This is a genomic window from Dyadobacter koreensis (assembly GCF_900108855.1).
GTDB classification, from domain to species: Bacteria; Bacteroidota; Bacteroidia; order Cytophagales; family Spirosomataceae; genus Dyadobacter; species Dyadobacter koreensis.
Window position 1 is genome coordinate 499,594 of sequence record NZ_FNXY01000004.1, and the last position, 23,494, is coordinate 523,087.

The following is a 23,494-nucleotide window of genomic DNA, read 5'->3' on the forward strand; positions in this document are numbered from 1 at the left end:
ATTAAAATTTGACAGGGTATCCGAGATTTTTACTATCGACCGAATTCGAGAAATGCCATGTGATGGCCTTAAAAAAGAAAGGGATAAATTTGGTTTCTCTGTTTTTTATATAGCTGATTAAATTTCGCGGCACCACGAGCAGTAGGAAATAAATACAGAATATTGAAAACTTGGCGAAGGATGTATTTTTCCTGATAAACAAAATCCGGTTTCGATTCATGAAGAACTCTTTTAGCGTTGATTTTTTACCAACCGAAACCGATTCCTTATGGTAAATCAGGGCTTGCATATTGACATGAATTTCATAACCAGCTTTCCGAATTCGTTCGCACCAGTCAAGCTCTTCGTAGTATAAAAAGTAATTTTCTCCCATAAGCCCGGCTTTTCCGACTGCCTCTCTGGAAAGCATCATTGCGGCTCCGTGTGCGTAACCTGTGGGACCTGTAAGCGAATCATACTGGCCATTATCTTCTTCAAACTGACCTATACAAGAATTTCTGGCCGTATAGTAATTCATCTGAGTATACCCGGCATACTGGAGTATCCCAGGTTGATCGAAGTAGTGAATCTTCGGTGAAACGACGCCAATCTCAGGATTTTCATCGAGTGTGCGTACAAGTCTCTCAATAAGGTCAGGCGTTACCTCAGTATCATTATTAATTAGAAAGTAATACTCGCCAGTTGCTTTTTTTAGACCAATATTGTTGCCTCCCGCGAAACCAGTATTTAACTCCGATCTTATGAACTTGACAGCTGGATATCTGATTTGCCACTCCGGGACGAAGTTTTCTTTGCTACCGTTATCTACGACAATAATTTCCAGATCCGGATAAGTATTTACTTCTGTGAGTGACCTGAGTAAATCTTCTGTAATTTTTTGTTGATTAAAATTAACAGTAACAATAGAAACTCTTTTCATCCGGTAGAACTGTATCGACTAATTATGTATTTGATTGAAGAATTAATTTCAATCATTTGTAGAAGTATTTCAAAATTAACAATAAAAACATAGCTTTAAACAAAATTTGACGGGTAGCAAGATTTTTCCGGGCATAATGGAGATCTTCTGCCATAAAAACTTGTGAAAGTGTAATCAATTGTTAGAAAAGTGAAAATAACTCGTTTACCAAGGATCAATAAAATTTCGGATTCAAAGTCTCCTGCTGATGGCGATGCCACTGTGGTGTTGGAGGCTAAATTGAAAGAATTGATTGAAGTAATCGAGAAAACTAACGTTGACAGCAAAAGCTCAAAACTTTACCAGCAACAAATCGCTGATGCATTCCAGCGTTCCCAATTTTCGCCAAAACAGCTCGAGCCCTACACATCGCTCGATAAGGATAATAATTTGTCCAGAGAAGAGCTCCTTGAAGGGTTAGAGAAATTGTTATCAGAAACAAAAATTGATAGTGAAATAAGTAAAAATTATTTACGAAAAAATGCCATACAAAAAGGTGTCATGTTCATTCTCGCCATTCTATTGATCGTAGTTGGGTTTGCAATGATCATCATGCCGGCACCGCCGAGTTTCGAAATTTTTACTGTTTTTTATATTAGTGCCAATGACGGAGTTACGATTATGGATCTGGTTTCGTTATTAATTATTTTCGGCGGAGTCTTACTGTTTGTTTTAAATTTCAACAAGAAATGATCTCCTTTCCAGACCCTCCCTCAAAAGTTAAGACCATTCTTATTGTAGAAGATAATCTACTTTTCAGGAAGATTATAGAGTCTTCTTTAAAAAAAGCAGGCTATACTTGTCTGCTTTCTGATTCTGCGACCGAAGCATTGGTTCTACTGGAAAAGGAAATGCCGGATTTAATATTATCCGACTATGATATGCCTGAAATAAACGGATTTGACTTTCGCCAAACTGTTTTGCTGATCCCGAAAATCCGTGACATTCCATTCGTTTTCCTGACATCCTTCACAGACGACTCAATGATGCTGGAAGGCCTGAATATGAATGCATTGGATTATATCAATAAAGAGACACCAATGCCAGTGATCATTTCAAAATTGAACAATATTATAAAGTCACTTGAAAATGAACACATCCGTTCCATTCGGGAATTAAGAATTGCTGCCGAAACGCTCAACGTAAAATCAGTCCCTGAGACAAGCCCGGAACTGCAAAGTTTTAGAATCCACTTTTGGCATAAGGGTTATCTGGGATATCCCGGAGGTGATTTTATTGACTTTATCAAGGTTGACGAACGTTATTGCTTCGCGCTTCTTGGTGACATCATGGGAAAGAAATGGAAAGCCTGGTTTTTTACTTTTGGTTTTTTGAGTTACATCCGTGCGGCAATCCGGTTTTGTGTACTCGACAATGACTTTACGCTGAAAACGATTGTTCAGAAAATTAATAAGCTGGTTTATCTGGATGAAAGCCTGCAAAATATTCTGTCAAGCCTCTCTTTACTTCTGCTGGACAATCAGACAGGTCAGATTTCATATACCGGAGCCGGCGATCTGCCCCTTATTAGTTTTGATTCGGAGCGGCAAAGCGCTACCACCGTTCTGTCGTCCGGCCTCTTGCTGGGACTTTTGGAAGATGGTTTTTACGATGAGCAGATAATTCAGATGAAATCCGGTGACCAACTTGCTATCTTCACAGATGGGATGATCGACATTCCATCAAATGGCTCAAAAAAAAGCGACTATCCTTTTTTTGTTGAAAAAATCAGGCCTTATCTCGGAAAATCTAAAAGTTTCGATCTTATCAAAACGAACGTTTTGGATCAGATCAATGATAGCAACCAAATGGACGACGCAAGCATAATTTTTATAGAAAAACAATAACCCATCATGATACTTAAAGTTAACCAAATCAACGACGTAGCTCAGGCGACAATTTTAACAGAGGAAGCAAGTCTGGCTAACGCCGATATGTTCAAAGAAGAAATGATAACGCTCATTGTCAACGGGACAAAGCTCATCATTGTAAGTTTTGAAAACGTGAACTACATAGACAGCTCTTTTCTGGGAAGTCTTGTAGTCGCTTTGAAATATGCCATGCCCAGAAAAACGGATATTTATCTCGTTGCCCTTAAACCGGATGTTAAAAATCTGCTCACGCTGATTCGCATGGATAAAGTTTTCAAAATATTTAAAAATTATGAGCAGGCCATGGAGACATTATAATTTCAGATGAGAGATCCAAATCACAAGAAGACATTTATTTTCCGCAATCAGGCAGAAGGTTTAGCTTCCATCGTGCGTAGCTGTGTAGATTATATTGAGGAACAAAATGAGTTTTTGTGTGTACCGGAAGACATTCATCCCAAAATTAAGTGGACTATTACTGAGCTACTTATCAATGGAGCAAAACATTCCGGTTCGGCCGAAAGCGAGCTAGTATTTACATTTGCTCTGGATCATTTGCTGATTGAAAAAGTAGATTCAGGAAATCCGCTTCATTTGGTGGTTAATGGGGAAACCGTGGAACTGAGCTGGCCTCTGATAGAAAATCTTAAAAATCAGCATTTCGAAGTATATCGAAATGGAATGGATTCATTACAGATTTATACAGAAAATAGTGAGATTGCACATTTCCGGGTACATGAACTTGAAGACGAAGAAATGCCGATGCTGCTGGTAAACACGAGCGAGCACTTCGGGTTGATGATTATCGCCAAAGCCTCAGATAAATTTAGTTACGCTTACAGATCCGAGACTGGCCAGAACATTTTCAGCATTGTTTTTAACTATTCCGAATAATTGTCATGGGCTGAAACACACCCATGCAACTACTTAATCGTGATGGTATTAAATATTATTTCAGCCATTTCGTCGACCCTCTTTTCCCAGGTATTTTGCTCGGCTATTGCCAGTCGCTCTAATTTTTTACCGCTATCGTCATTATTAAGAGCTTCGTTTAAAGCTGTTGAAAAAGACTCTGCATTTTCACAAAATAACACGCTTTCGCCGGTAAAATCTCTCAGGTCAAGGTTAAAATCTGTCGCAACCACTGGCTTTCCTGCTCCGAGATATTCGAAAAGTTTTAGGGGGAAAATAGTAGCGCTAACTTCATCTTTCTTAAAGGGAATCAATGCAACATCAAATCTTTTTATGACGGATGGCATCGCTTCATACGGTACCGAACCGGTAAATTTCACATTAGGTAAATTAAAAAAAACATCGGGAATGAACTCTCGGGACACCGGTCCGACAAAAACGAAAGTTTTATCCACATTCATTACTATGACTTTTTGCAAAATATCGTAATCAATTCGCCTCTCAATTGCACCAAAGTACCCGATAACGGGACCAGAAATTCCAGTCAAAGACGGAAAAACCGGCAGCTCAGGATCGAGTGCTTTCCGGCTATGAGAAAGGTCCGCCGCGTTAGGGACGAAATAGGTATTAGGGTTTTGGGTAACCTTTTCTGAGTAAAGCTGTTTGGCACTGCAAAGGACCACATCGCTTTCTTTAACTAAAATCTTTTCCGAAACAACACCATGCCTGCTATCAAAGGGCAGAATTAAGGGATCAAGGCAATGGTAGATTTTAACAATCGGTTTCAAACCGCGCACAACATTGGGGTAATGAAAATTGAATGAATTAATAAAAATGAAATCCTTGATATTATTATCCCGGATAACACTTTTGATTTTCTTTCTTATCAATGACTCATTGAGCAAAAGCAGCTTACGAAAAAGCTTTCCTTCCGGTAAAAAATTTATAGATAAAAGGACGGGTGGGATCACGATTTTGAGGTTTGGAATTCCGGTATCCTTTATGTTGGCGTTAAAGGGCGAGTAGAAACCCTTACGTACCTCATTTTGCTTATGCTTGCGGTACTTGAAATAATCCTTAATCGTAAAAGGGTTCTCAACGTAAAAAACCTTATTATTCCGCGCAAGAAGCTTTGCAGTGGTAAAGTTTGTAGATTCTATTTCCTGATCAAATCTTGGCAGACCAAAGATTATAATTGTGTATCCGTTGAGTTTCATGCTCCAAAAATATCAATAATATATAGCAATCAACTTATGATAAGCCGTAAAAAGGTTGTAATCAAAGATAAAAATTAATTTGATCGATATAACCAAATTAATACTACCGAATATTTTAACTTTGCCAATATACTTCGATAAGAACATATTTCGCTGAAACTGCAAATGGTTTATTTGAATGTTATATATTTGGTAAAACTCAACGTATCATCCTTCATGTAGTGTATGTTATTTAATTCTATCAATTTTGTTCTTTTCTATCTTGTAGTAACATTTCTTTATTTTATCCTTCCCTTTAAGAGTCGTTGGTTCTTGCTTTTGGCGGCCAGCTGTTTCTTTTATATGGCATTTGTGCCCGTCTATATATTAATATTAGGCTTCACAATCGTCATCGACTATTTCGCCGGGATATACATCGAGACTTCCGTAGGGCCAAGGCGAAAGATGCTGCTCATTTGCAGTCTTATAGCCAATATAGGTATTCTGGCTATCTTCAAATATTTCAATTTTCTCAATGAAAACGTTACGCTTGTTGCAGATAGCTTAGGCTGGCACAACCATATTCCGTTTTTAACAATGCTACTTCCCATCGGCCTTTCATTTCACACTTTTCAGGCGATGAGTTATACAATTGAGGTTTACCGCGGAAATCAAAAAGCTGAAAAACATTTTGGAATTTACAGCTTGTATGTGATGTTTTATCCACAGTTAGTCGCCGGGCCTATCGAGCGCCCCCAAAATATCCTTCATCAGTTTCACATTAAACATGAGTTTTCTTACTTCAATCTGGTTTCCGGATTGAAACAAATGGCTTATGGCCTATTCAAGAAACTTGTCGTTGCTGATCGTCTTTCTATTTATGTAAATTCAGTTTACAATAATCCAGAGTTACATAACGGTTCTTCCGTCGTTATTTCATCCATTTTCTTTGCCGTCCAGATTTATTGTGACTTTTCGGGTTATTCTGATATTGCCATTGGCTCAGCCAGAACGATGGGTTTCGAGCTGATGACAAATTTCCGAAGACCCTACTTTTCTAAGACCATTCCTGAATTCTGGAGTAAGTGGCACATTTCACTTTCAACATGGTTTCGCGACTACCTGTACATACCGCTTGGTGGAAACAGAGTTGCAGCTCACCGGAGATATTTCAATTTGTTTATCGTATTCATGATAAGCGGTTTATGGCATGGCGCAAATTACACTTTTATTCTCTGGGGCGCCTTACACGGATTCTATCAGGTTGTCGGCCTCATAACGAAACCTTACGTAAGCAAATTTGAAACAAATGCCGGAATTCAAAATAACATTATCTGGCGTCTGTCAAGAGGACTTTTGACCTTTTCTCTGGTAACGTTTGCCTGGATATTTTTCAGAGCTAATTCCATTCATGATGCCTTCACGCTTATAGGAAACTTACGGTCTTTCGGCGAGGCTCCGTTTTTAGGTAATGGGATAAATCAATTTGCTCATTGTTTACTTGCTCTGACGCTCCTTTTTTCAATTGAATATTGCATGGAGTATTATCCCGAATTCACGCTATTTAACAACAGACGTATTTGGGTGCGCTGGGGCTCCGTGGTAGCTCTGCTATTCATAATTCTTGTGTTTGGAGTATTTAATGGTGGTCAGTTCATTTATTTTCAGTTTTAGAAATGCGCAGTAACGATTTTATTAAGTTTGGAAAAAGCCTAGTCATCTTTATCATAGTAATGGTTACTGTTGATTATGTGATAGGATTTTCGCTCGAAAAATTATATTTCAGTCTGAAAAGAGGTCAGTTCGCTCAAACAACTTTTTCAATTGACAGCACCAATCAGGACGTTATTATTTTCGGCAGCTCCCGGGCACTCCATCACTACAGCTCACCGATCATGGCGGAGAAGCTCGGCACCAACCTTTACAACGCCGGCCGTGATGGTCAGTTTATACCCTACTACTGCGCGCTGCAAGATGCGATCTTAAAAAGAAAAATTCCTAAACTGATCATTCTGGACGTAAATGTCTGGGAAATTGCTCCAAATGACGAAAAGTATGAAAAGCTATCCATGCTACTTCCTTATATTCACAATCACCCTGAGTTTTTGAAGTATATTAAGGAAATAAGCGAATGGGAACATATAAAGTTGTTCAGTAAAACATATCCTTATAACTCGACCGTATTTGTTTCCTTACATGATTTTCTTTTCTCTGAATCACTGCCAAAAGATGATAATGGCTACTTTCCTTTAGACAGAACGATGAGTCTCGGCGATTTTAATAATTATAAGGCCAAGAAAATTATCTATGATGCTAAACGTGAGAAAATGAAGGTTCCTTTTGATACGAAAGCAATTGAATACTACGACTATTTTCTTAAACAAGTTGATTCGCTGCGCATTCCTACGTACGTGGTCATCTCACCGACAATCTTGAAAGAACCTTCGACAAAGGAAAAATTACTGATAGAACGAATGGCAAAAAGCCATAAGTACGTTCGTTTTTTGGACTACTCGTCCGATCCTGAATACAATAATCAGTACCAAAAGTTTGCAGACGAGTTTCACCTTAACACCCAAGGAGCAACGGAATTCTCCTACGAAATTTCAGATTATATAAATAACGACAAAACCAGTTTCAAGTGAGTTCTTGTGTGAATATACAACTCATCAGATCGTTTGAGCGAAGTAGCCGAAAGGGTTAGCCTTATCATCTATTCAGACAGAAATTAACCCTTATGAAAGTTCTTTTCGACCATCAGAAATTCACCACCCAGCGTTATGGCGGTATCAGTCGATATTTTGCAAACATCATCGATCAGATCAGGGTGGCGAAAGATTTTGACTGTGAAGTAGGCTTACTTTATTCTCAAAATCATTACCTCAAACCCAATTTCAATACCTTGGACAAATATCTGGCCCGGCCGTTAAACACAGAAAGGCTGGCTCGAAAATTATATGATATTAACGAGGCTTACTGTAAATATCTGGTTGGCCGGAACGATTTTGATATTTTTCACCCCACCTATTACGACACCTATTTTTTAAGGAATCTGAAAAAACCCCTGGTAACTACTATTCATGACATGACATATGAAAAGTTACCAGAATATTTCTGGGCGCAGGATCCGTTGACCCGGGATAAAAGACTTCATACAGAGAGAGCTGATGCCATCATCGCGATATCCGAAACAACTAAAAGTGACCTGATAAAATATCACGACGTAGATGAAAGCAAAATTTCGGTGATCTATCATGGAATAGATTTAGAAGCTCCCTTGATGGTTGATCCGGTTGCGGATTTACCGGAACATTATCTTTTATACGTTGGAGATCGCAGTGGTTATAAGAACTTCTATCTTTTTATAGATGCGTTTAAAATTCTCTCTGAAAAACACCCCGATCTTAACGTGATTTTGACAGGAGGCGGTAAATTGGGTATAGCTGACCTCGAATTATTACATCGCCTGAAATTAGAAAAAAAGGTAAAGCATGTTCAGGTGAACGACGAACAGTTAAACTATCTATACCAGAATGCGCTATTATTTGTCTATCCGTCTTTGCATGAAGGTTTTGGACTTCCAATTCTTGAGGCTTTTAAAGCTTCATGTCCGATTTTATTGAGCAAGACACCCTGTTTCAAGGAAATTGCTGTGGATGCAGTCGAATACTTTGAACCGCATTCACTGGAAGATCTCTATCAGAAAATTGAAACATTCATTGTCGACTCTTCGAAAAGAAACGGACTTATTGCAAAAGGAAAAGTAAGGCTTCAGGACTTCCCCCTCGATCATTCGATACAAAAGACATTGGGCCTATACCGGTCACTCTAACCTAGCTTAACGCTCCAGTACATCCCGCCATACAAATCTGTTTGTCATAATCCCTTTTGGATGCTCCCGTCCGATCCGAAAGCCGAACCAGTTTTTGGGAGCGATAACAAGATTTTTCTTCGGACATAAGTAAGCTGCCCACCATGCAAATGTGCTGTTGGAGATAATGGCTACATCGGCATTCTGAATGAGCTGGAAATCTATTATTTCAGAGTTACTGGAAAAAATAAAATTAGCTTCCTCAGGAAATTCTCTTTTTACAAATTCCATATCATCGCTCACAAAAAAGACCTTGTAAGATCCCAGATCCTCGATCGAGTATAGTTGCTTTTTAAAGTATTCAATCGGAAGAGAGATATCTCTTTTTCCATAAGACAGATAATCTGTTCTGCGTATATGTACAACTACGGTCTTTTGGGAGGAGAAAATTACGCCGAACTTTTTGTCAAACTCCTGTCTGTACTTAGCTTTTATTGATGGCAACACACTTTTATCCAAGTGGTTTACGTAAAAGTCAGACTGGAAATAGCCATTATAAATCGTGAGATTTTCAGGCGTATGTTCCTTAGGTGCAAAAAAATTATGTACATAGACATCACGAAAACTAAAAATTTTCGGCAATGCCCTGGCAAGAATTGAGTATCCTTTTGATCCAAGTGTCAGATTATGATACCAGCCCAATTCAAAATACTTGGTCAGATAGGCGTGATGAGGGTTTGTGAAAAAATAGGTTTTACCCCCATCTCTGGTTTTGAGATAAAGCAGAAAAAAATATTGAAACAGCTGATTGCCTAACCGGCCGTTGTACTTGACACCAACCATAAAATCTATTTCTGAGAATGATTAATCTGACCAGATAACTTGCCGAACATTGGCTTGATATATTTCTGAAAGAATTCAGGATAAAACTTAAACATATAAACAATCGTGTTCCTAAGACTGACATCAATTTCCCTTTTAAGAATTATCTGTGCGACGCAGAATCCTGCGATGTTGGAAATTAGAGTGGCATAAGCGGCTCCCATAACACCAATTCGGGAAATTAGAACAAAGTTGAGGCCCAGGTTGAGTACTGTTGTGCCGACGACAACCAGAAAGGTGGTTTTGGTTTTGCCTATGGAGTCAAGAATTGTCCCAAATTGTCTTCCATAGGGAATTAACAGACAATATAATAAAGTGACTTGCAATAAAGGGATCGAGTCGACATATTTTTCTCCGGCAATAAAATGAATAACAAAGTCAGAAAAAAAATAAAGAAATAATACACCAGGCAATACGAGGGCAAGCGTCGTACCGACAGATTTTTCATAAAGGTATTTAATCGCACCCTTTCCCTCCTCTTCCATTCTTCGTGAACTTTGAGGAAAAACAACTACTGCAATCGCATTTCCAGGAATATCGATCAGGTTGGTAATACGCACGGCAATGTTAAACGCTCCGGAAGCCGCCGGCGACAAGAGAGCGCCAAGCATCATTTGGTCGACTGTACCGGAAAGCATCGAACTTACAGATGTACCAAAAGCATATTTACCATATCCGAACAGTTTCCCGATCCATTCTGTACTTATGTTTTTGGAAAAAATCAGATTCCGGCGGACGAAAATATATGCTATAGAGGCGCTAAGCAGAGCACTGACAGCCTGCACCCAGACGAGATAGATCAGTTCAAGTTTGAATTTCAGTACATAGCTGATCAATACAAAGCTAAAAAAAGACGCCTGTCTGATAAATCCAGCGATGAATATCCCGTTAAATTTGAAATTGGCCTGTTCTATGGAATTAAACTGTGTGATGATTCCGGAAAAAACATATACCAGAATATAGACATAAAATAATCCGATAAGTTGAGGCGACGCCCAGATTCTGCTCAGGTAAGGCGCAGATATGGCAACGACAATGATACTGAATATCGTCACCATACCGCTTATAAAAAACGAGGAGGAAATGATACTGCCGTGTTCAGACTTTCCCGCCGCTGATAAATATTTCACAAGCGCATTCTGGATCAGACCACTTCTAATGGCTTCGACAATTGTGGTTACAGACATGAATAATGTCCAGATACCAAAATCCTGTTTATTCAATACCCGAACCAATATGTAAAAGCCGGCAAAGCCAAAAAACACTCCGGAGAAATTCTGGAGTATATTCAAGATGCCCGATTTCAGCCAGTAATTATCTTTCGATTTAACTTCCATGCGAAAACCAGAGGTTATATGTAGTGTTTTTCGATGTATGATTTAACCTCCTGATCGGTTTTGGCGTGTAGAATTTTAGCGTTTGAAAATTTAGGATAAAGCTTTTCAAAACATTTAAAATGATGCTCAGGGCCTTTCTTTGATAAAATCAGGTTGGTTCCCCCAAAATAACTTGCCAGCGTAGCGGTCCCTCCGTGTATGGAAATAAAGTGTGTCGCATTCGCATAAACCATTAATTGAAGATGGTTGAAGTTCCTTGCGCCAGCCTCATTTTTAGCCCACAGATCTTCCATCAGAATTACTTGCGGGTACTCCTTCGCCAGCCACTCAAATTCATCCATATCATAGATATCACTATTATCCATAGTAATATTTTGAGGGCGCGGTCTGTTGTAGATGATCGTAAATTTATCTTTCAGCCGATCCAGCATGTAGGTCAGCATTTCAATACTGTAATAACTCACCGGAGGACCATCCCACTCCATGTTGTAACGATTTGCGATAATCAAAATCGGTTTTTCGTAAACATAAACATTGTTCTGATAGGTCTCTTTTAAAGGAACCGGAAGCCATTTTGACATGTCGTAATCCTGACTGTACAGAATTCTGGGCATCTCATAATTGTAATTTCCTTCATTCGTTCTGGTTTCAAATCTCTCCTCGTGGTTCGGCGAGAAAAAATAGAGTTCCTTCGTGTATTTGGAAGAAAAAGTATTTTTTAAAGTGCCGTTTTTGTGATGCCAGTAAGCAAATGGTAAGACAAACTGGAGTTCTGGAGCGAACTCGCCATTAAAAGAAAGTTCTTTATACTTCTTCTTGAAGAAATAATCTTTTAAAATATATTTTAACTGAACAAGTCTGCAGTAATAAGTATCACGATAATAATATTTAAGCTCAGATGGAAGCTCACCGTACCGAATAAGAACATAAAAGCTCAGAATCTTATTTATCATTATCGTTTTTCATGAATTTTCAATTACAAGAACTGATTTTATTGGTTACATCAAGATCAGGTATTGTAATCAATATCTCCGTTGAGTGTACATTTATAATCATTATCCAAATGTAGAATTAATTTGGATAACCTGGAATCATATTGTCATATTTTGTATGATATAAAATGATATTTTATTTTACTTGCATATCAAATTCATTCTGTATGACACTTTGTGCAGAAATGGGGATAATGTTATTGGTCGAACATTCTAAACCTGCTCAGGAGGGTATAATTTGATTTATGAAATTCATTAATCGAAATATGATTGTTTAAAAGTCGGCAACTTATTCTGGTTTTCACTGATAATGGAGTCATTTATATAGAAGTACATCGACAATTGACGCATTTTTTTGCTGAGATTATTTTTTAATTTACCGAAAAATTTTATCTGGGATCAATATATACATAACTTTGAAATGTGATTACCTATCAACGTTATTCCAGCCTTAAGAGTACTATATGAGCACTTTCAGTCTACCGAAATGGATTAAGCCACATTTGTTTTTAAATAAGCGATTTATTGACCTTACGGAAGCCGAAATTGATACCTTGAAAGAGCGGCTTGGTGCTCTCAGAAACGATAATCCGGAAGTAACGGTAGCTATTCCTGCCTGGAACGAAGAAAATAATATATACCGCACACTCTCTTCCCTGGCAGACAGCAAAACCAAATATAAAGTTGAGTTAATCGTAATCAATAACAACTCATCTGACGCCACACAGCAGGTCCTGGATAAGTTGGGGGTTCGTTCTTATTTTCAACAAATTCAGGGAACTCCCTATGCCAGGCAAATGGGTCTGGATAAAGCAATGGGAAAGTTTTATTTATGTGCAGATGCTGACACGTTCTATCCCCCGCAATGGATTGATCTGATGGTCGATCCAATGACTAAAACGGCGGAGGTCACAGGGGTTTACGGAAGATATTCTTTTTTACCTCCCCGTGGAGAAGGCAGACTGGGGCTATGGTTTTATGAACTTTTAACAGGGATTATCATTCGTGTGCGTCAAAACCGTAGAGAACATCTCAACGTTTACGGCTTTAATATGGGTTTTGTTACAGAAATTGGGTTATCAACAGGTGGTTTTAACGTCAGTAGCTCGCGTGTTTATGCTGGCGTAATCGGTAATGATACCACAAATGATGCAGAAGACGGACGAATGGCCAGAAATCTGAAAACCAAAGGTAGACTACACCTGGTAACCGATCCTGGTGCACGAGTATTTACATCACCAAGACGCCTTCTGGACGATGGCAGTATTTGGAATGCATTTCTAAAACGAACGAAACGTCAGCTGATGATACTGCCGGAATACCTCATGGGAAAAAAAGTTGTACACTGATCCGGATCACTAATCTCATTTCACGACGTTTATGCAAAAACGCTACAACTTCCCGGAAGTCACTTTACTCATTACCCATTACGACCGAAGCTCATCGCTCGAAAGACTACTTAATTCGTTTCAGTTTTTGAACTTATCATTTGGTGACATCGTGGTGTCTGACGATGGAAGTAAACCTGAGCACCGGGCAAAACTGACCGAACTCCAAAAGAAATTTGCTTTCAATTTGATTACGACCCCGGTGAACCGGGGATTGGGAAACAATATTAACAAAGGTCAGGATGCTGTTAAAACGCCTTATACACTGTATGTCCAGGAGGATTTCGAGCCGTCAACGATATTCCCGAAACATTTTCAGGATGCCGTCGATTACCTCGAAAAAGACAGTTCCCTTGACATAGCAAGATTTTATGCATATTTCGCATATCCCAATCTCAAACCTTACGGCCAGGGTTTCGCCGAAATGACATATTCATTCTGGGATCCGAATCATTTAAAATTTTATTATTATAGCGATCACCCGCATTTAAGGCGGAGTAGTTTTTTTGAAAAATTCGGTCGTTATCCCGAAGGAATAAAAGGCGACCTCACGGAATATAAAATGGCTCTCAGTTTTATTCACAACAAGGGTAAAGGGCTGTTTTTTGAAGATTACAGCACTTTATTTTATCAGAAAAATTCTGAGGCCGAGCCTAGCAAAATGGACCGGGCTAACTGGCGGGAAGGAAAAAATCCGCTAATAAAGATTTTGAGATCAATTTATCTGCCAATCCGATGGCTAAAAAATACATCTGATCTATACTTTTTTAATAGTTGATTCAAGTTTACTTCCTGCGTTTATGAACGAGCCCTATATCTTTCCAAATATTACATTACTTGTTACACACTACAACCGCAGTTCTTCTCTTGAAAGACTATTAATTTCATTTGAAAAACTCAACTGTAAATTTTCGGAAGTTGTCGTTTCGGACGACGGAAGCCAAAGTTCGCATCTCGACTATCTGAAATCTATCCAGCATAAATACAATTTCTCTTTAATAACAACACCGGTAAACAAGGGCCTGGGAAATAATATTAACAAGGGACAGGATGCAGTTAGCAGTCCGTTCACACTTTATGTTCAGGAAGACTTCGTCCCAAAATCGACATTTCCTGATAGTTTACAAAAAGCCGTTGAAATTCTGGAACAGCGCCCGGAAATAGATATGGCCAGATTTTACGCCTATTTCAAGTATCCTTTTCTTAAACCTTTAAGAGACGGATTTTCAGAAATACTGTTCAGCCTGCTACTTCCCGGCTATCGCAAATTCTATGTATACAGCGATCATCCTCATTTAAGGAAAACTACTTTTCTTGAAAAATTCGGGCGGTATCACGAAGGTGTTAAAGGAGATGTTACGGAATACGACATGATGATGTCATTCCTAAAGAAAAAAGGTAAAGCTATTTTCTACGATGATATCAATGGTTTGTTCGATCAGGTAAATTCCAGCGAAGAACCTAGTACGATGAAGCGAAATTTTCTTCGGGAGAATAATAATTTCCTTATGGTCGCGGCACGGAACATTTACAGACATCTTAAATTCAATTTTGATTACCTGTTCTCCTGAAATACTACTTTTTGAGTATTAGCGTCAGCGAATTTCTTTTGTTCCTCCTGATCAATCAGATATGTCGCCTGAATTAATGCAATGCATAAGTAAAACAGAACATTATTAGGGAACTGAACAAGCGCCTCCTGCGGATAGTTGCCGATATTAAGCGCAAAAATAATTAGCGTCATCGCCATGCAGTACGATTTCAGCTCCGGGTTTTTAATTTTATAAAAATTTTGTATTCCTGTCTTTAAAATGACAAACATCAGACAGCAAAACAAAAACAACCCAATCCATCCCATTTCTACTGCCACACGAACATAACCACTATCAGGCGGAAATGACGCTAGGTAAGAATTAGGAGCAAATCGAACACCCCAAACGCCTGTTGCACCTAAGCCGCCACCCATTGGATGACTCAAAATATACGGCTTGATCTTCTCCTGATTTTGTTTCCGCACATTGAAAGATGCGTCTTCTGACGGGCGGAACGCAGACTGAAAACGATAAATTGTTGGACTGGACGTTGGCATGAATATCATTACAGCAATACCGAATGCAGCGAAACCAGTAAAAATCATAATTCTTTTGCTAAAATTAAGTAATGCAAATAGAATCAACGCTGCCGGAACAAGTACGTAAGCACCACGTGTCCCCGAATAAAGCATCGCCATCAGCATCATGACCGTCATTATGGCCAGAATTATCTTCTTATATTGCTTGACAGGTCCAGATATCAATGAAATACACAGCAGAGCAGTGATGACCATATTATAAGAAAATGCAACGGGGTCCGAAAATATAGAATATTTCCTCCAGACTCCGTTTATAAATAGAAGTGCCACAGTCAGCGGGTCGCTTTCCATTTGCGCCATCTCACGATCCGAGAATCCAATAAATTCCTGTTTGAAACCATACAACGCACCAATGAACGATAGTACCAGCCAAACCTTAAATATGAGACGTATTGCCGAAACCGATCTCAACTGGTAAAGAAACACGAAGTACATAATGGTAATAACTGCTACTGACCTTACCGTGTAAACCCAGGCAAGCCGGGACTCGGCCCACGGATTCGCGACTTCCAAGATGTTGTAGCCAATCCAGATCAGAATGACAGTAGATATCGGATTTTTGAATACTTTCCAGTCTGGTTTGGCTCGTTGTTTTATAAAGAACCCAAGAATCAACAGACCTTGAATACCATCCAATACTGTTCCCAGAGGAAAGTTAACGCCGAATCTCAAAATAAAGAAAAGGGCATAGGCCATCGTCATTAAGACGATCACCCCAAATACCGGATAGGCCACGATAGCATACACGACTGGCAGAGCCACCATTGCGACCAAGATTAACAATCCCGCAACTATGCCCCCCTTTATGGAAACATATCCAATCGTTATTGAAAATAAAAACAGCACAATTAAGGCAGCCGGTTTGTTCAACTGCACAATCAGCGCACCCGGTTTGAGCCTTTCGCTTAAAGTTTTACTGCTTTCGGGAATGAAATTCAAATTTTGACGGCAGGTTAAAGAAATAAAATCTTGAAAAAGAATATAAAAACTCCGATAAACACAACCATCAATGCTAATTTTTGCGTAATCCTTTCTGTTTTTGTCAAATCAGAATCAGAACCCTTTTTCAGCTTTTTAGACGGTAGAACTTTCATATCAAATTATGCCTTGTCGTTCTGGTGATAAGAATGTTTTGTAGCGACTGATATCTGATTCGCACGTTTTGCTTTAATCAGAGAAAGAACCTGATAAAACATAAACGACGGAATACTTTTCAATGAGTCAAAAATCTTTTTGTCGGTTGGGGAATTCAGCAATGCGATAAAAAAGCCTGATACGAAAACCATCAGCCCCGCAAGCCAAATTAACGCTACGGGAATAGAAATTAACAGGTTAGCAGCAAAAAATAATAAAGAGATGATGAGAAATATAAAAAGCGGGGGTCTCAACAGAACCAGCCCAAAAAGAAATTGATTCCAGCTCGCTCGCTTTATCCCGCTGAAAACCAACCCAAACCCAAGCGAAAAATACTTAAACCAAGTGTTAATCCATCTGGCCCTTTGGTTGACGAGCTGGTCGGTTCCTGTGGTTTTCTCGTCGTATACGATTGCATTTTCCGCAAAAGCGATTCGAAGATCGTGTTGCAGAATTGCGTTTTGCAACACTTTGTCAAAACCGGCACCGGTGATGTCCAGATGTCCCAGGCATTTAACATACAGTGAGGTTGTAAAAGCCATTCCAGAACCCGAAAGGGTTGCAGACGATCCCGCTCCAAACAACATTTTCCCATCATAGTAGTGATAGTAAATATCCCTGGCCGCATCGAGACAGGCATAGGTTGTATCAATATTTTTAGCAGCCCTCAATCCCTGAACTGCCTGATAACCAGCATCGAACCACTGATTTAAATGCACTAAAAATCCTGAGTCTGTCAGGTTATCACTGTCGATTATCGCAAGCCTTTCGTGCGGTCTTTTGAAATGATTAATTGCGTAAAAATGGGATCTTGTATTACTTGCAAGAGTTTGCTCCGGACGAAGCAGAATAACTTTATCGCTATCAAAATACAATCCGGAAATATCACACTTGTCGGCGACGACGTAGATCAGATAATTATCATAATTTAATTTCAAGAGAGAATTTATGACATCAGGAAGCTGTTGCGTTTGTTCATAGGCGGTTACAATAATCGCATAATCCGCCTCTCCCCGACTCGCCACTTTGTTTTTAAGATCCGATCTTCGATTCCGGATCTTGTAAAATATTGAAAGAAGAATAGGAAAGACCAAATTATATCCAATAAGTATTTGCAATAAAATCCAGAAAGACTTGATCAGTATCATAAGTCAGCCTGTTTAACTGTTTTTCCTGTCTGCTCTGAGATGTCTTTCGCTCCCGTCAAAACCCAGCCTGCCATCTTCGTATGCAGGTTTTTGAGATAAACCAGCTTGGACTTATCTTCCGTATGAATTGAACGTCCTGCTTCAAAGGCCCCAAGAACGATATCTGCAAACGAAATCCACTCTTTCGCCTTGTTCATGGAAACGAGTGAGCCTGTTTCGATAAGAATTATGTCATATTGAGATTTCAAATAATGGAACTTCTCACTAATCACATTCTGACTTGCAATTTCAGCAAGCGAAATATCAAGACCCTTGTTTCCTAAAAAGCTAATCTGGCCATTGCCTGCCGAAGGACCTGCACTATTTAATTTACCAAAAAAATCTTCCAGATAGACGTTCCCATCATTTAATCTTGTGATTTGGGGATGATTGAAATTGCCATCGATCACCAATACCGTCTTGTTCACTTTCGAAAATGCCCAGGCAAGACTTAGCGCTACCAACGTTTTACCATCACCTTCAACCAGACTTGTAATCGAAATAATTTTCGGATCGGAATGTTCAATATCCACTTCATAACGAACAGACCTGATAAGATTTCTAAATCTTCTCATCGATTTCTCGCTTGCATTTTCGTCCTGAAGCTGACTTAGATTAAGACCTTCATTAACATAGTTCAAATAGCCAAGTACCGGAATTTCCGTTTCGTTCGCCAGCTGGATCGGATACCGAATGGATTTATCAAGATAGAATAAAATAAAGAAAACAAACAGGCAGAAAGATAAGCTGATAATACCAGAAAGAATAAGTAATACCATTTTCTTTGAAGGCTGCACCGAGCCCGGCATTGCTTTTTCAATAAATTTCAACTGCGCCGGAAAACTTGATTCCAGCGTTGCATTATTAAACCTTTGCAGTGCTTCGATGTACTCTTTGCTGGCGATATCAATCCCGGTTTCGTATTCCTGAATTTTCGCCTCGTTCGGTACTAGACCATCAAATTTTGTATTAAGACGTCTTAATTCTTTAAGAATGGAAGAAATACTGTTGGTGGAAAGTTCAAGTGCGATCTCCATGTTCAGCTTCTGCGCCACTAGATTTTCTTTCACAACCAAGGGGCTGTAAATATAACTATCCGTCGCCTCATGTATTTTCAAAGTCAGCTTGTTCTGGATTGAATCCATACTGGCTTTGTATTTCGGCTCAAAGTTGCTCCTGATATAGGCATCATTTAAAGCCTTTAACTGCTGCTTGGATGTCACAATACTCTGATTTATTCCTGAAAGACTGCTTTCAAGATATCGTCTGTCTGCCGGATTAAACTTATTGTCAATATTCTTCACTGCTGCTGCGTATGCGAGTACATCTTTTTCGGCCGCCTCGCGCTTTGTTTCAAAATCAGCAATCTGTCCGTATAAACTCCGCGCCTGCTCATTTAGATTAAGCACCCGATTTTGGATCTTGTAATTTCTCAGCTCATTCATCTTTCCATTTAATGCATCTCTCTTCTGAGTCAAGAACGCTCCCAGAAAGTTGATAGCCTTCAAATTATTATCCGAAAGACGTGATGAATAAAAGCTTATAAATTCATTTCCCAGTGTGTTGATTACAAACGCTGTCAGCTCAGGCTTTTCCGCTTCGTAATCTATATTGATATAATCGCTGCTACGCAGCCGATAGATTGTAATTTTCTCCTGCAAGGAAACATGGTCATACTGCATATCTTCAAGCAGGTCGTGCAGTACTTTCTCTGATTTTTGCTGAAGAAACAGCTCTTCTCTTAATTTTAATTTTCTGGTGAAAATCGCAATTGCATTCTTCTTTTCCGTCTGGCTCATATCTTTTAAAGATGCGGAAGCTTTTCGTAAAGTTCCATCAATAGGAGCCTTAAGATCATGCAATATTAATTGGTATGAAACCTGGTCCAACACTTTTTTAAGTGTCATCATTTGGATCAGGTTATCGAACTTCCGGTTTATCTCGGATTCCTGTTCGCCTTCCCCATCCGGTAAAACCTGCTCCGTCTTATCCACAAGTCCGGTCGCAATGCTGCCATGCGACTTATATTGATCCGGAAGCTCCCTTACAAGAAAAAAACAACACACTAACGTAAGAAGCGGTACAAGAATCAGCGTTATTCTGTTTTTATATAATAAGCGAAAAAATTGTCGAAGCTCTGTCATTTTATAGTTTCAAGTTTTTGTCCCAACAATTCTTCCAAATTACTTTTAGCTATATAAACTTCCGCTTCTGTAGAAATCTTGGTCTGTAACTGGTTTGAGTAGGCCAATAATGCGTTGTTATAATTCTGCAACGTGGCCTCTCCTTTTTCAAATTTGTACCTGGTTTCTTTAAGTAAACTTTCTATATCCAGCAATCCATCCGACTTTATTCTCAACAGCATAACCGATTGAATATAAGTAAAATAACGTTTTTTTACATCTGCTTCCAGATTTAGCTCAAATTCATCTTTTTCGAGTTGCGTTACCTTAACTTCTGCCCTGGCCTGTTTTATAACCGTCGGCTTTTGAATTATAGATCCGATATTTATAAAAAATCCGAATTGATAGCCCTGAAGTAGGCCGGGATTTATCGTGGCTGCGGTCTGGTTCGGACTATACAGATAAGAAAATGAAAGGATATCAAAATAGGACAATTTGGCTTTTTTGACACCCATATTCCCCATTTCAATTCTAGAGTCATACATTTTCATTCGCGGGTAATTCACTTTCGCCGTCTCTACCAATTTTTCAAGAAACGGCAACGATATCTCCTGCGCCAAAGATTCCTGCGCGCTGGCAAAAGTGGGGAATAGAAAAAACAGTATCAAAAAAACGACGTATCGCATTAATTTAATAGTACGTATAATATTGATCAAGATTGCGTATGATTAAAGAGCTGAACAAAATCTCTTCGAGGGAGCTTTTCTGGAAAAGTAGATATGCCATCTAGACATTCTCTGACTGAAACAGCGCCGGGAATGTTTTTAAAATAATTTCCATATCCATTTTGAAGGAAAAATTCTTGGCATAAGTTATATCCAGTTCCGTTCTTTCTTCCTCAGACATATCCGATTTCCCCTTTCCTCTTTTTGTAACTTGCCAAAGCCCGGTCAGGCCAGCCGGGCCTGCGAAACGAAGAATGGCCCTATCCGTGGTTAACTTTTCTGCTTCATAAAGTGGTAGAGGCCGATTTCCAACAAGAGACATATCGCCCTTCAGGATATTGATCAGCTGTGGCAGCTCATCCAGACTTGTATTGCGTAGAAAATTTCCGATCCTTGTAATCCGGGGATCATTTTGGAATTTCATGAAAGCTGCTTTTTGGTCCTTCTGTGTCTGATAGACTTTTTCACAAATTTCTTTACCATCCAGAAATAATCTTCTATTGCAAGATCCGCCGTTCTGACATACTTCACAGAGATTTGAATTTTCTGATTTTACCTCAGCAGCAGTCGTCTTAACATTGTACATATTCAAAGCGGCCATTTTACGGATCATTTGATCAGCATCAGTCCGCATTGTCCTAAATTTGTAAAGGTCAAAAATCTTGTATCCGCTTCCAACGCGTTTTGATTTATAAAACACCGGTCCCTTAGAGTCCAGTCTGATGAGCAATGCTACCAGAATAAACACCGGAGACAATAGTATTACAGCCGTGCCCGTTGACACGATGTCGATCGTTCTTTTCCAAAAAGGAGTTTGATTTTTTTCGGATTCGATTTTTTGAGATGCTTTCCTGGCAACATACCATTTACGTTTTGTAAAATAATGCAGCCTGTTCAGAAGGTCACCCTCCGAAAAATCAGTTGCAAAAATGTCATCAGCTTTCTTCGCTTTGGCATTTTTGATGACAGCCGGATTCAGATTATCTACCAGTACAATAAATGGAATATTCCCAAATCCAGGGTTATTTCTTACGGTGTCCAAAAGTTCCCAAGCTCCGCTCTTGACATGTGCAAGAATTGCGTCTGCGGGAAAATATTCTTGAATCGCCTTTAGCAGACCTTCTTTTTCTTCGAAATATTCTATCTGAAGATACGAGCCATAATTGGCCGAGAACCAAAGATACTGTTCAAAATCTTTTGTAAGATAAGCAATTCGGTACTGTGCAGAAGGGGATACTTTGGTTTCCACAGAAGTACCATCAGACTGGCTTGTCCATTCCATTATGTTGCAGGTTTACAGTATCAGGAGTATCTTTTGCTACGTCTTAAAATGGCATTGATTTTGGCATGGACTTCTACCGGATTAAACGGCTTTACCATGAAATCATCGGCTCCCAAATTAAGACATTGAATCCGTTCACTACTTTCATCTGAGCCAGAAAGTATAATCACGGGGATATCGGCGTAAAGATTACTTGCTCGTGCAGTTTTTAGAAATTCTTTTCCATTCAAATTAGGCATTTGTAAATCAGCTATGATAAGGTCAACCTCATTCCCTTCTTCCAGCCATAACATACCTTCTGCGCCATCACTTTTGACAAACACATTAAAATCCTTCTTCAAAAAATGCTCAAGTATTTTACAAATACTTGGCTCATCATCCATTACCAGTAAGCTTTTTCGTGGGTTCATATATTGAGTAAAATCGGATATACTTTAAAATTTCTCAAATGCGTGTATAGTCCAGATTAGAATTTGTAGAAATAATTCGCCGCGTGTTTTTGTAAAAAAATTTACGCGTTGACAACGAACACATTGCTCTATTCAAAATATGGGAAAAGTGATATAAAATCAAACTTGTGTTTAACAGAAAGCAACAATATTTCGTGGTTAATTTGTAAGACTATATGTATTTTATATGTCGAATAACTTACAAAGTAAAATTACGAACAATGTCTACAATCACCAAAGGGAACCCAATAATATTTTATTCTTGTCCCAGAAATGTTAAGTCTTTTAGAAATTTCGGCATCAGTTCATCACATATAAGGCATGACGGCGCAGAAGATGGAGCCGTCATGCCAATAGTTTAGTAAATGAAACAGAAGTAAGGGAAGTAAAAAAAGCAACTTGAAGAAGTACAACTATCAGAGGATCTTCACATTGACTATTCATTTTTATGGCAAATGATTTTAACGAAGTTACACATCATCATTTAGCGCTTTTGCTATTAAATTAGTGCCTTGTTTGCTGAACTTCATTCCAAGGGCATATTGCCTTCCGGGCTCACTCATTTTCCCCCACGTTTTGCGGAGAATTTCTATCATTTTTTCTTCGCTCAGCTTTTCAATTAAATCGTCAAACTGAAATTCAAGGAATACCAGACATAGTGCATTTTCGATGGTTTGAACATCTGCATCTGCTTTTAACCTTTGCTTTTGAATAATTTCACGCACACGTTTTATAATATCTTCATCATAACCGGCTTCTGCCAACAAAGCTGCTGCCGTTTGCGCATGAAATTTTCCCAGATCACTGCGCCACTTTAAATAACCTACTCTGCCGTCAGGATAAGTTTTCCTGGGTATTTCCCATCGCCCGATATGTTGCGCCCTCGATGCGAGCAGCAAACTTTCAGACGCATCCGGTTCCAGCTTTTTAACCCAGTCATAGAGTTTCAGGGCAAAAAAATATTCGGAAGGATATTCTTCGCCTTCCCAAACAATTTTCTCTGGCGACTTTTTATTATAGGTATCAAAAAGGGTGAAGGCTTTTTCTAATTTATCCATGGTGAAATTTGAAAACATAGTCAACAATGTTGCAAATAAAGGATAAATACAGCACGAA

The 23,494-nt window shown here is 39.0% G+C and carries 22 protein-coding genes; 10 read left to right on the forward strand and 12 right to left on the reverse strand.

All coding sequences use genetic code 11. The annotated features are described in order from the left end of the window. Position 1: 1 nt before the first annotated feature. Positions 2-919: a glycosyltransferase family 2 protein gene (locus BMY70_RS14420; RefSeq protein ID WP_090335978.1), complete on the reverse strand. Its 918-nt coding sequence runs from the start codon at positions 917-919 to the stop codon at positions 2-4. Positions 920-1,108: 189 nt separating this feature from the next. On the opposite strand from BMY70_RS14420, the gene BMY70_RS14425 reads away from it, so the two are divergent. The 4 genes from BMY70_RS14425 to BMY70_RS14440 are packed head-to-tail and all read left to right on the forward strand — an operon-like array spanning position 1,109 to position 3,723. Further along, entirely contained in the window at positions 1,109-1,651 is a 543-nt protein-coding gene (locus BMY70_RS14425) for a hypothetical protein (RefSeq protein ID WP_177197025.1), read from the forward strand. Next, positions 1,648-2,805, forward strand: a complete 1,158-nt coding sequence (locus BMY70_RS14430) for a response regulator (protein ID WP_090335980.1) — start codon at positions 1,648-1,650, stop codon at positions 2,803-2,805. The genes BMY70_RS14425 and BMY70_RS14430 overlap by 4 nt, the downstream gene beginning before the upstream one ends. Positions 2,806-2,811: 6 nt before the next feature. Then, positions 2,812-3,147, forward strand: a complete 336-nt coding sequence (locus BMY70_RS14435) for an STAS domain-containing protein (RefSeq protein ID WP_090335982.1) — start codon at positions 2,812-2,814, stop codon at positions 3,145-3,147. A gap of 6 nt (positions 3,148-3,153) precedes the next feature. After that, complete coding sequence (locus BMY70_RS14440; RefSeq protein WP_090335984.1) at positions 3,154-3,723, forward strand: hypothetical protein; 570 nt, start codon at positions 3,154-3,156, stop codon at positions 3,721-3,723. Between the two features lie 29 nt (positions 3,724-3,752). Here the strand turns inward: BMY70_RS14440 and BMY70_RS14445 are convergent, their stop codons facing one another. Continuing rightward, a complete protein-coding gene (locus tag BMY70_RS14445; RefSeq protein WP_090335986.1) occupies positions 3,753-4,958 on the reverse strand; it encodes a glycosyltransferase in 1,206 nt (401 codons plus the stop codon). 342 nt (positions 4,959-5,300) lie between these two features. On the opposite strand from BMY70_RS14445, the gene BMY70_RS14450 reads away from it, so the two are divergent. The 3 genes from BMY70_RS14450 to BMY70_RS14460 all read left to right on the forward strand — a co-directional run bounded on the left by BMY70_RS14450 (position 5,301) and on the right by BMY70_RS14460 (position 8,769). Then, on the forward strand, positions 5,301-6,611 hold the full coding sequence (locus BMY70_RS14450; protein WP_310590639.1) for an MBOAT family O-acyltransferase: 1,311 nt from the start codon (positions 5,301-5,303) through the stop codon (positions 6,609-6,611). Positions 6,612-6,613: 2 nt separating this feature from the next. Further along, positions 6,614-7,582, forward strand: a complete 969-nt coding sequence (locus tag BMY70_RS14455; protein WP_090335990.1) for a hypothetical protein — start codon at positions 6,614-6,616, stop codon at positions 7,580-7,582. Between the two features lie 92 nt (positions 7,583-7,674). Continuing rightward, positions 7,675-8,769 (forward strand): glycosyltransferase family 4 protein, encoded by a 1,095-nt coding sequence (locus BMY70_RS14460; RefSeq protein ID WP_090335992.1) that lies wholly within the window; start codon positions 7,675-7,677, stop codon positions 8,767-8,769. Positions 8,770-8,775: 6 nt separating this feature from the next. Here the strand turns inward: BMY70_RS14460 and BMY70_RS14465 are convergent, their stop codons facing one another. The 3 genes from BMY70_RS14465 to BMY70_RS14475 are packed head-to-tail and all read right to left on the reverse strand — an operon-like array spanning position 8,776 to position 11,920. Then, complete coding sequence (locus BMY70_RS14465) at positions 8,776-9,591, reverse strand: alpha-1,2-fucosyltransferase (RefSeq protein ID WP_090335994.1); 816 nt, start codon at positions 9,589-9,591, stop codon at positions 8,776-8,778. Between the two features lie 5 nt (positions 9,592-9,596). After that, positions 9,597-10,967: a flippase gene (locus BMY70_RS14470; RefSeq protein ID WP_090335996.1), complete on the reverse strand. Its 1,371-nt coding sequence runs from the start codon at positions 10,965-10,967 to the stop codon at positions 9,597-9,599. Positions 10,968-10,981: 14 nt separating this feature from the next. Continuing rightward, complete coding sequence (locus BMY70_RS14475; protein ID WP_090335999.1) at positions 10,982-11,920, reverse strand: hypothetical protein; 939 nt, start codon at positions 11,918-11,920, stop codon at positions 10,982-10,984. 503 nt (positions 11,921-12,423) lie between these two features. Here BMY70_RS14475 and BMY70_RS14480 point away from each other — a divergent pair. From BMY70_RS14480 to BMY70_RS14490, 3 genes are read left to right on the forward strand one after another with little or no spacing between them, the layout of a single operon-like run. Next, positions 12,424-13,308, forward strand: a complete 885-nt coding sequence (locus BMY70_RS14480) for a glycosyltransferase family 2 protein (protein WP_090336002.1) — start codon at positions 12,424-12,426, stop codon at positions 13,306-13,308. 31 nt (positions 13,309-13,339) lie between these two features. Beyond that, complete coding sequence (locus BMY70_RS14485; RefSeq protein ID WP_090336004.1) at positions 13,340-14,125, forward strand: glycosyltransferase; 786 nt, start codon at positions 13,340-13,342, stop codon at positions 14,123-14,125. A gap of 22 nt (positions 14,126-14,147) precedes the next feature. Beyond that, positions 14,148-14,918, forward strand: a complete 771-nt coding sequence (locus tag BMY70_RS14490; protein ID WP_090336006.1) for a glycosyltransferase — start codon at positions 14,148-14,150, stop codon at positions 14,916-14,918. On the opposite strand, the gene BMY70_RS14495 is transcribed toward BMY70_RS14490, so the two are convergent. From BMY70_RS14495 to BMY70_RS14525, 7 genes are all read right to left on the reverse strand, one after another. After that, entirely contained in the window at positions 14,903-16,417 is a 1,515-nt protein-coding gene (locus tag BMY70_RS14495) for an O-antigen ligase family protein (protein ID WP_229209610.1), read from the reverse strand. The genes BMY70_RS14490 and BMY70_RS14495 overlap by 16 nt on opposite strands. A gap of 161 nt (positions 16,418-16,578) precedes the next feature. Beyond that, on the reverse strand, positions 16,579-17,760 hold the full coding sequence (locus BMY70_RS14500) for a glycosyltransferase (RefSeq protein WP_090336011.1): 1,182 nt from the start codon (positions 17,758-17,760) through the stop codon (positions 16,579-16,581). After that, positions 17,757-19,943 (reverse strand): exopolysaccharide transport family protein, encoded by a 2,187-nt coding sequence (locus BMY70_RS14505; RefSeq protein ID WP_090336013.1) that lies wholly within the window; start codon positions 19,941-19,943, stop codon positions 17,757-17,759. Before BMY70_RS14505 ends, BMY70_RS14500 begins: the two co-directional genes overlap by 4 nt. After that, positions 19,940-20,608, reverse strand: a complete 669-nt coding sequence (locus BMY70_RS14510) for a TolC family protein (protein ID WP_090336016.1) — start codon at positions 20,606-20,608, stop codon at positions 19,940-19,942. Before BMY70_RS14510 ends, BMY70_RS14505 begins: the two co-directional genes overlap by 4 nt. A gap of 100 nt (positions 20,609-20,708) precedes the next feature. Next, entirely contained in the window at positions 20,709-21,929 is a 1,221-nt protein-coding gene (locus BMY70_RS14515; RefSeq protein WP_090336018.1) for a sugar transferase, read from the reverse strand. Between the two features lie 20 nt (positions 21,930-21,949). Then, positions 21,950-22,339 (reverse strand): response regulator transcription factor, encoded by a 390-nt coding sequence (locus BMY70_RS14520; RefSeq protein ID WP_090336020.1) that lies wholly within the window; start codon positions 22,337-22,339, stop codon positions 21,950-21,952. 509 nt (positions 22,340-22,848) lie between these two features. Further along, positions 22,849-23,436: a DUF4202 domain-containing protein gene (locus BMY70_RS14525; protein WP_090336023.1), complete on the reverse strand. Its 588-nt coding sequence runs from the start codon at positions 23,434-23,436 to the stop codon at positions 22,849-22,851. Positions 23,437-23,494: the final 58 nt, after the last annotated feature.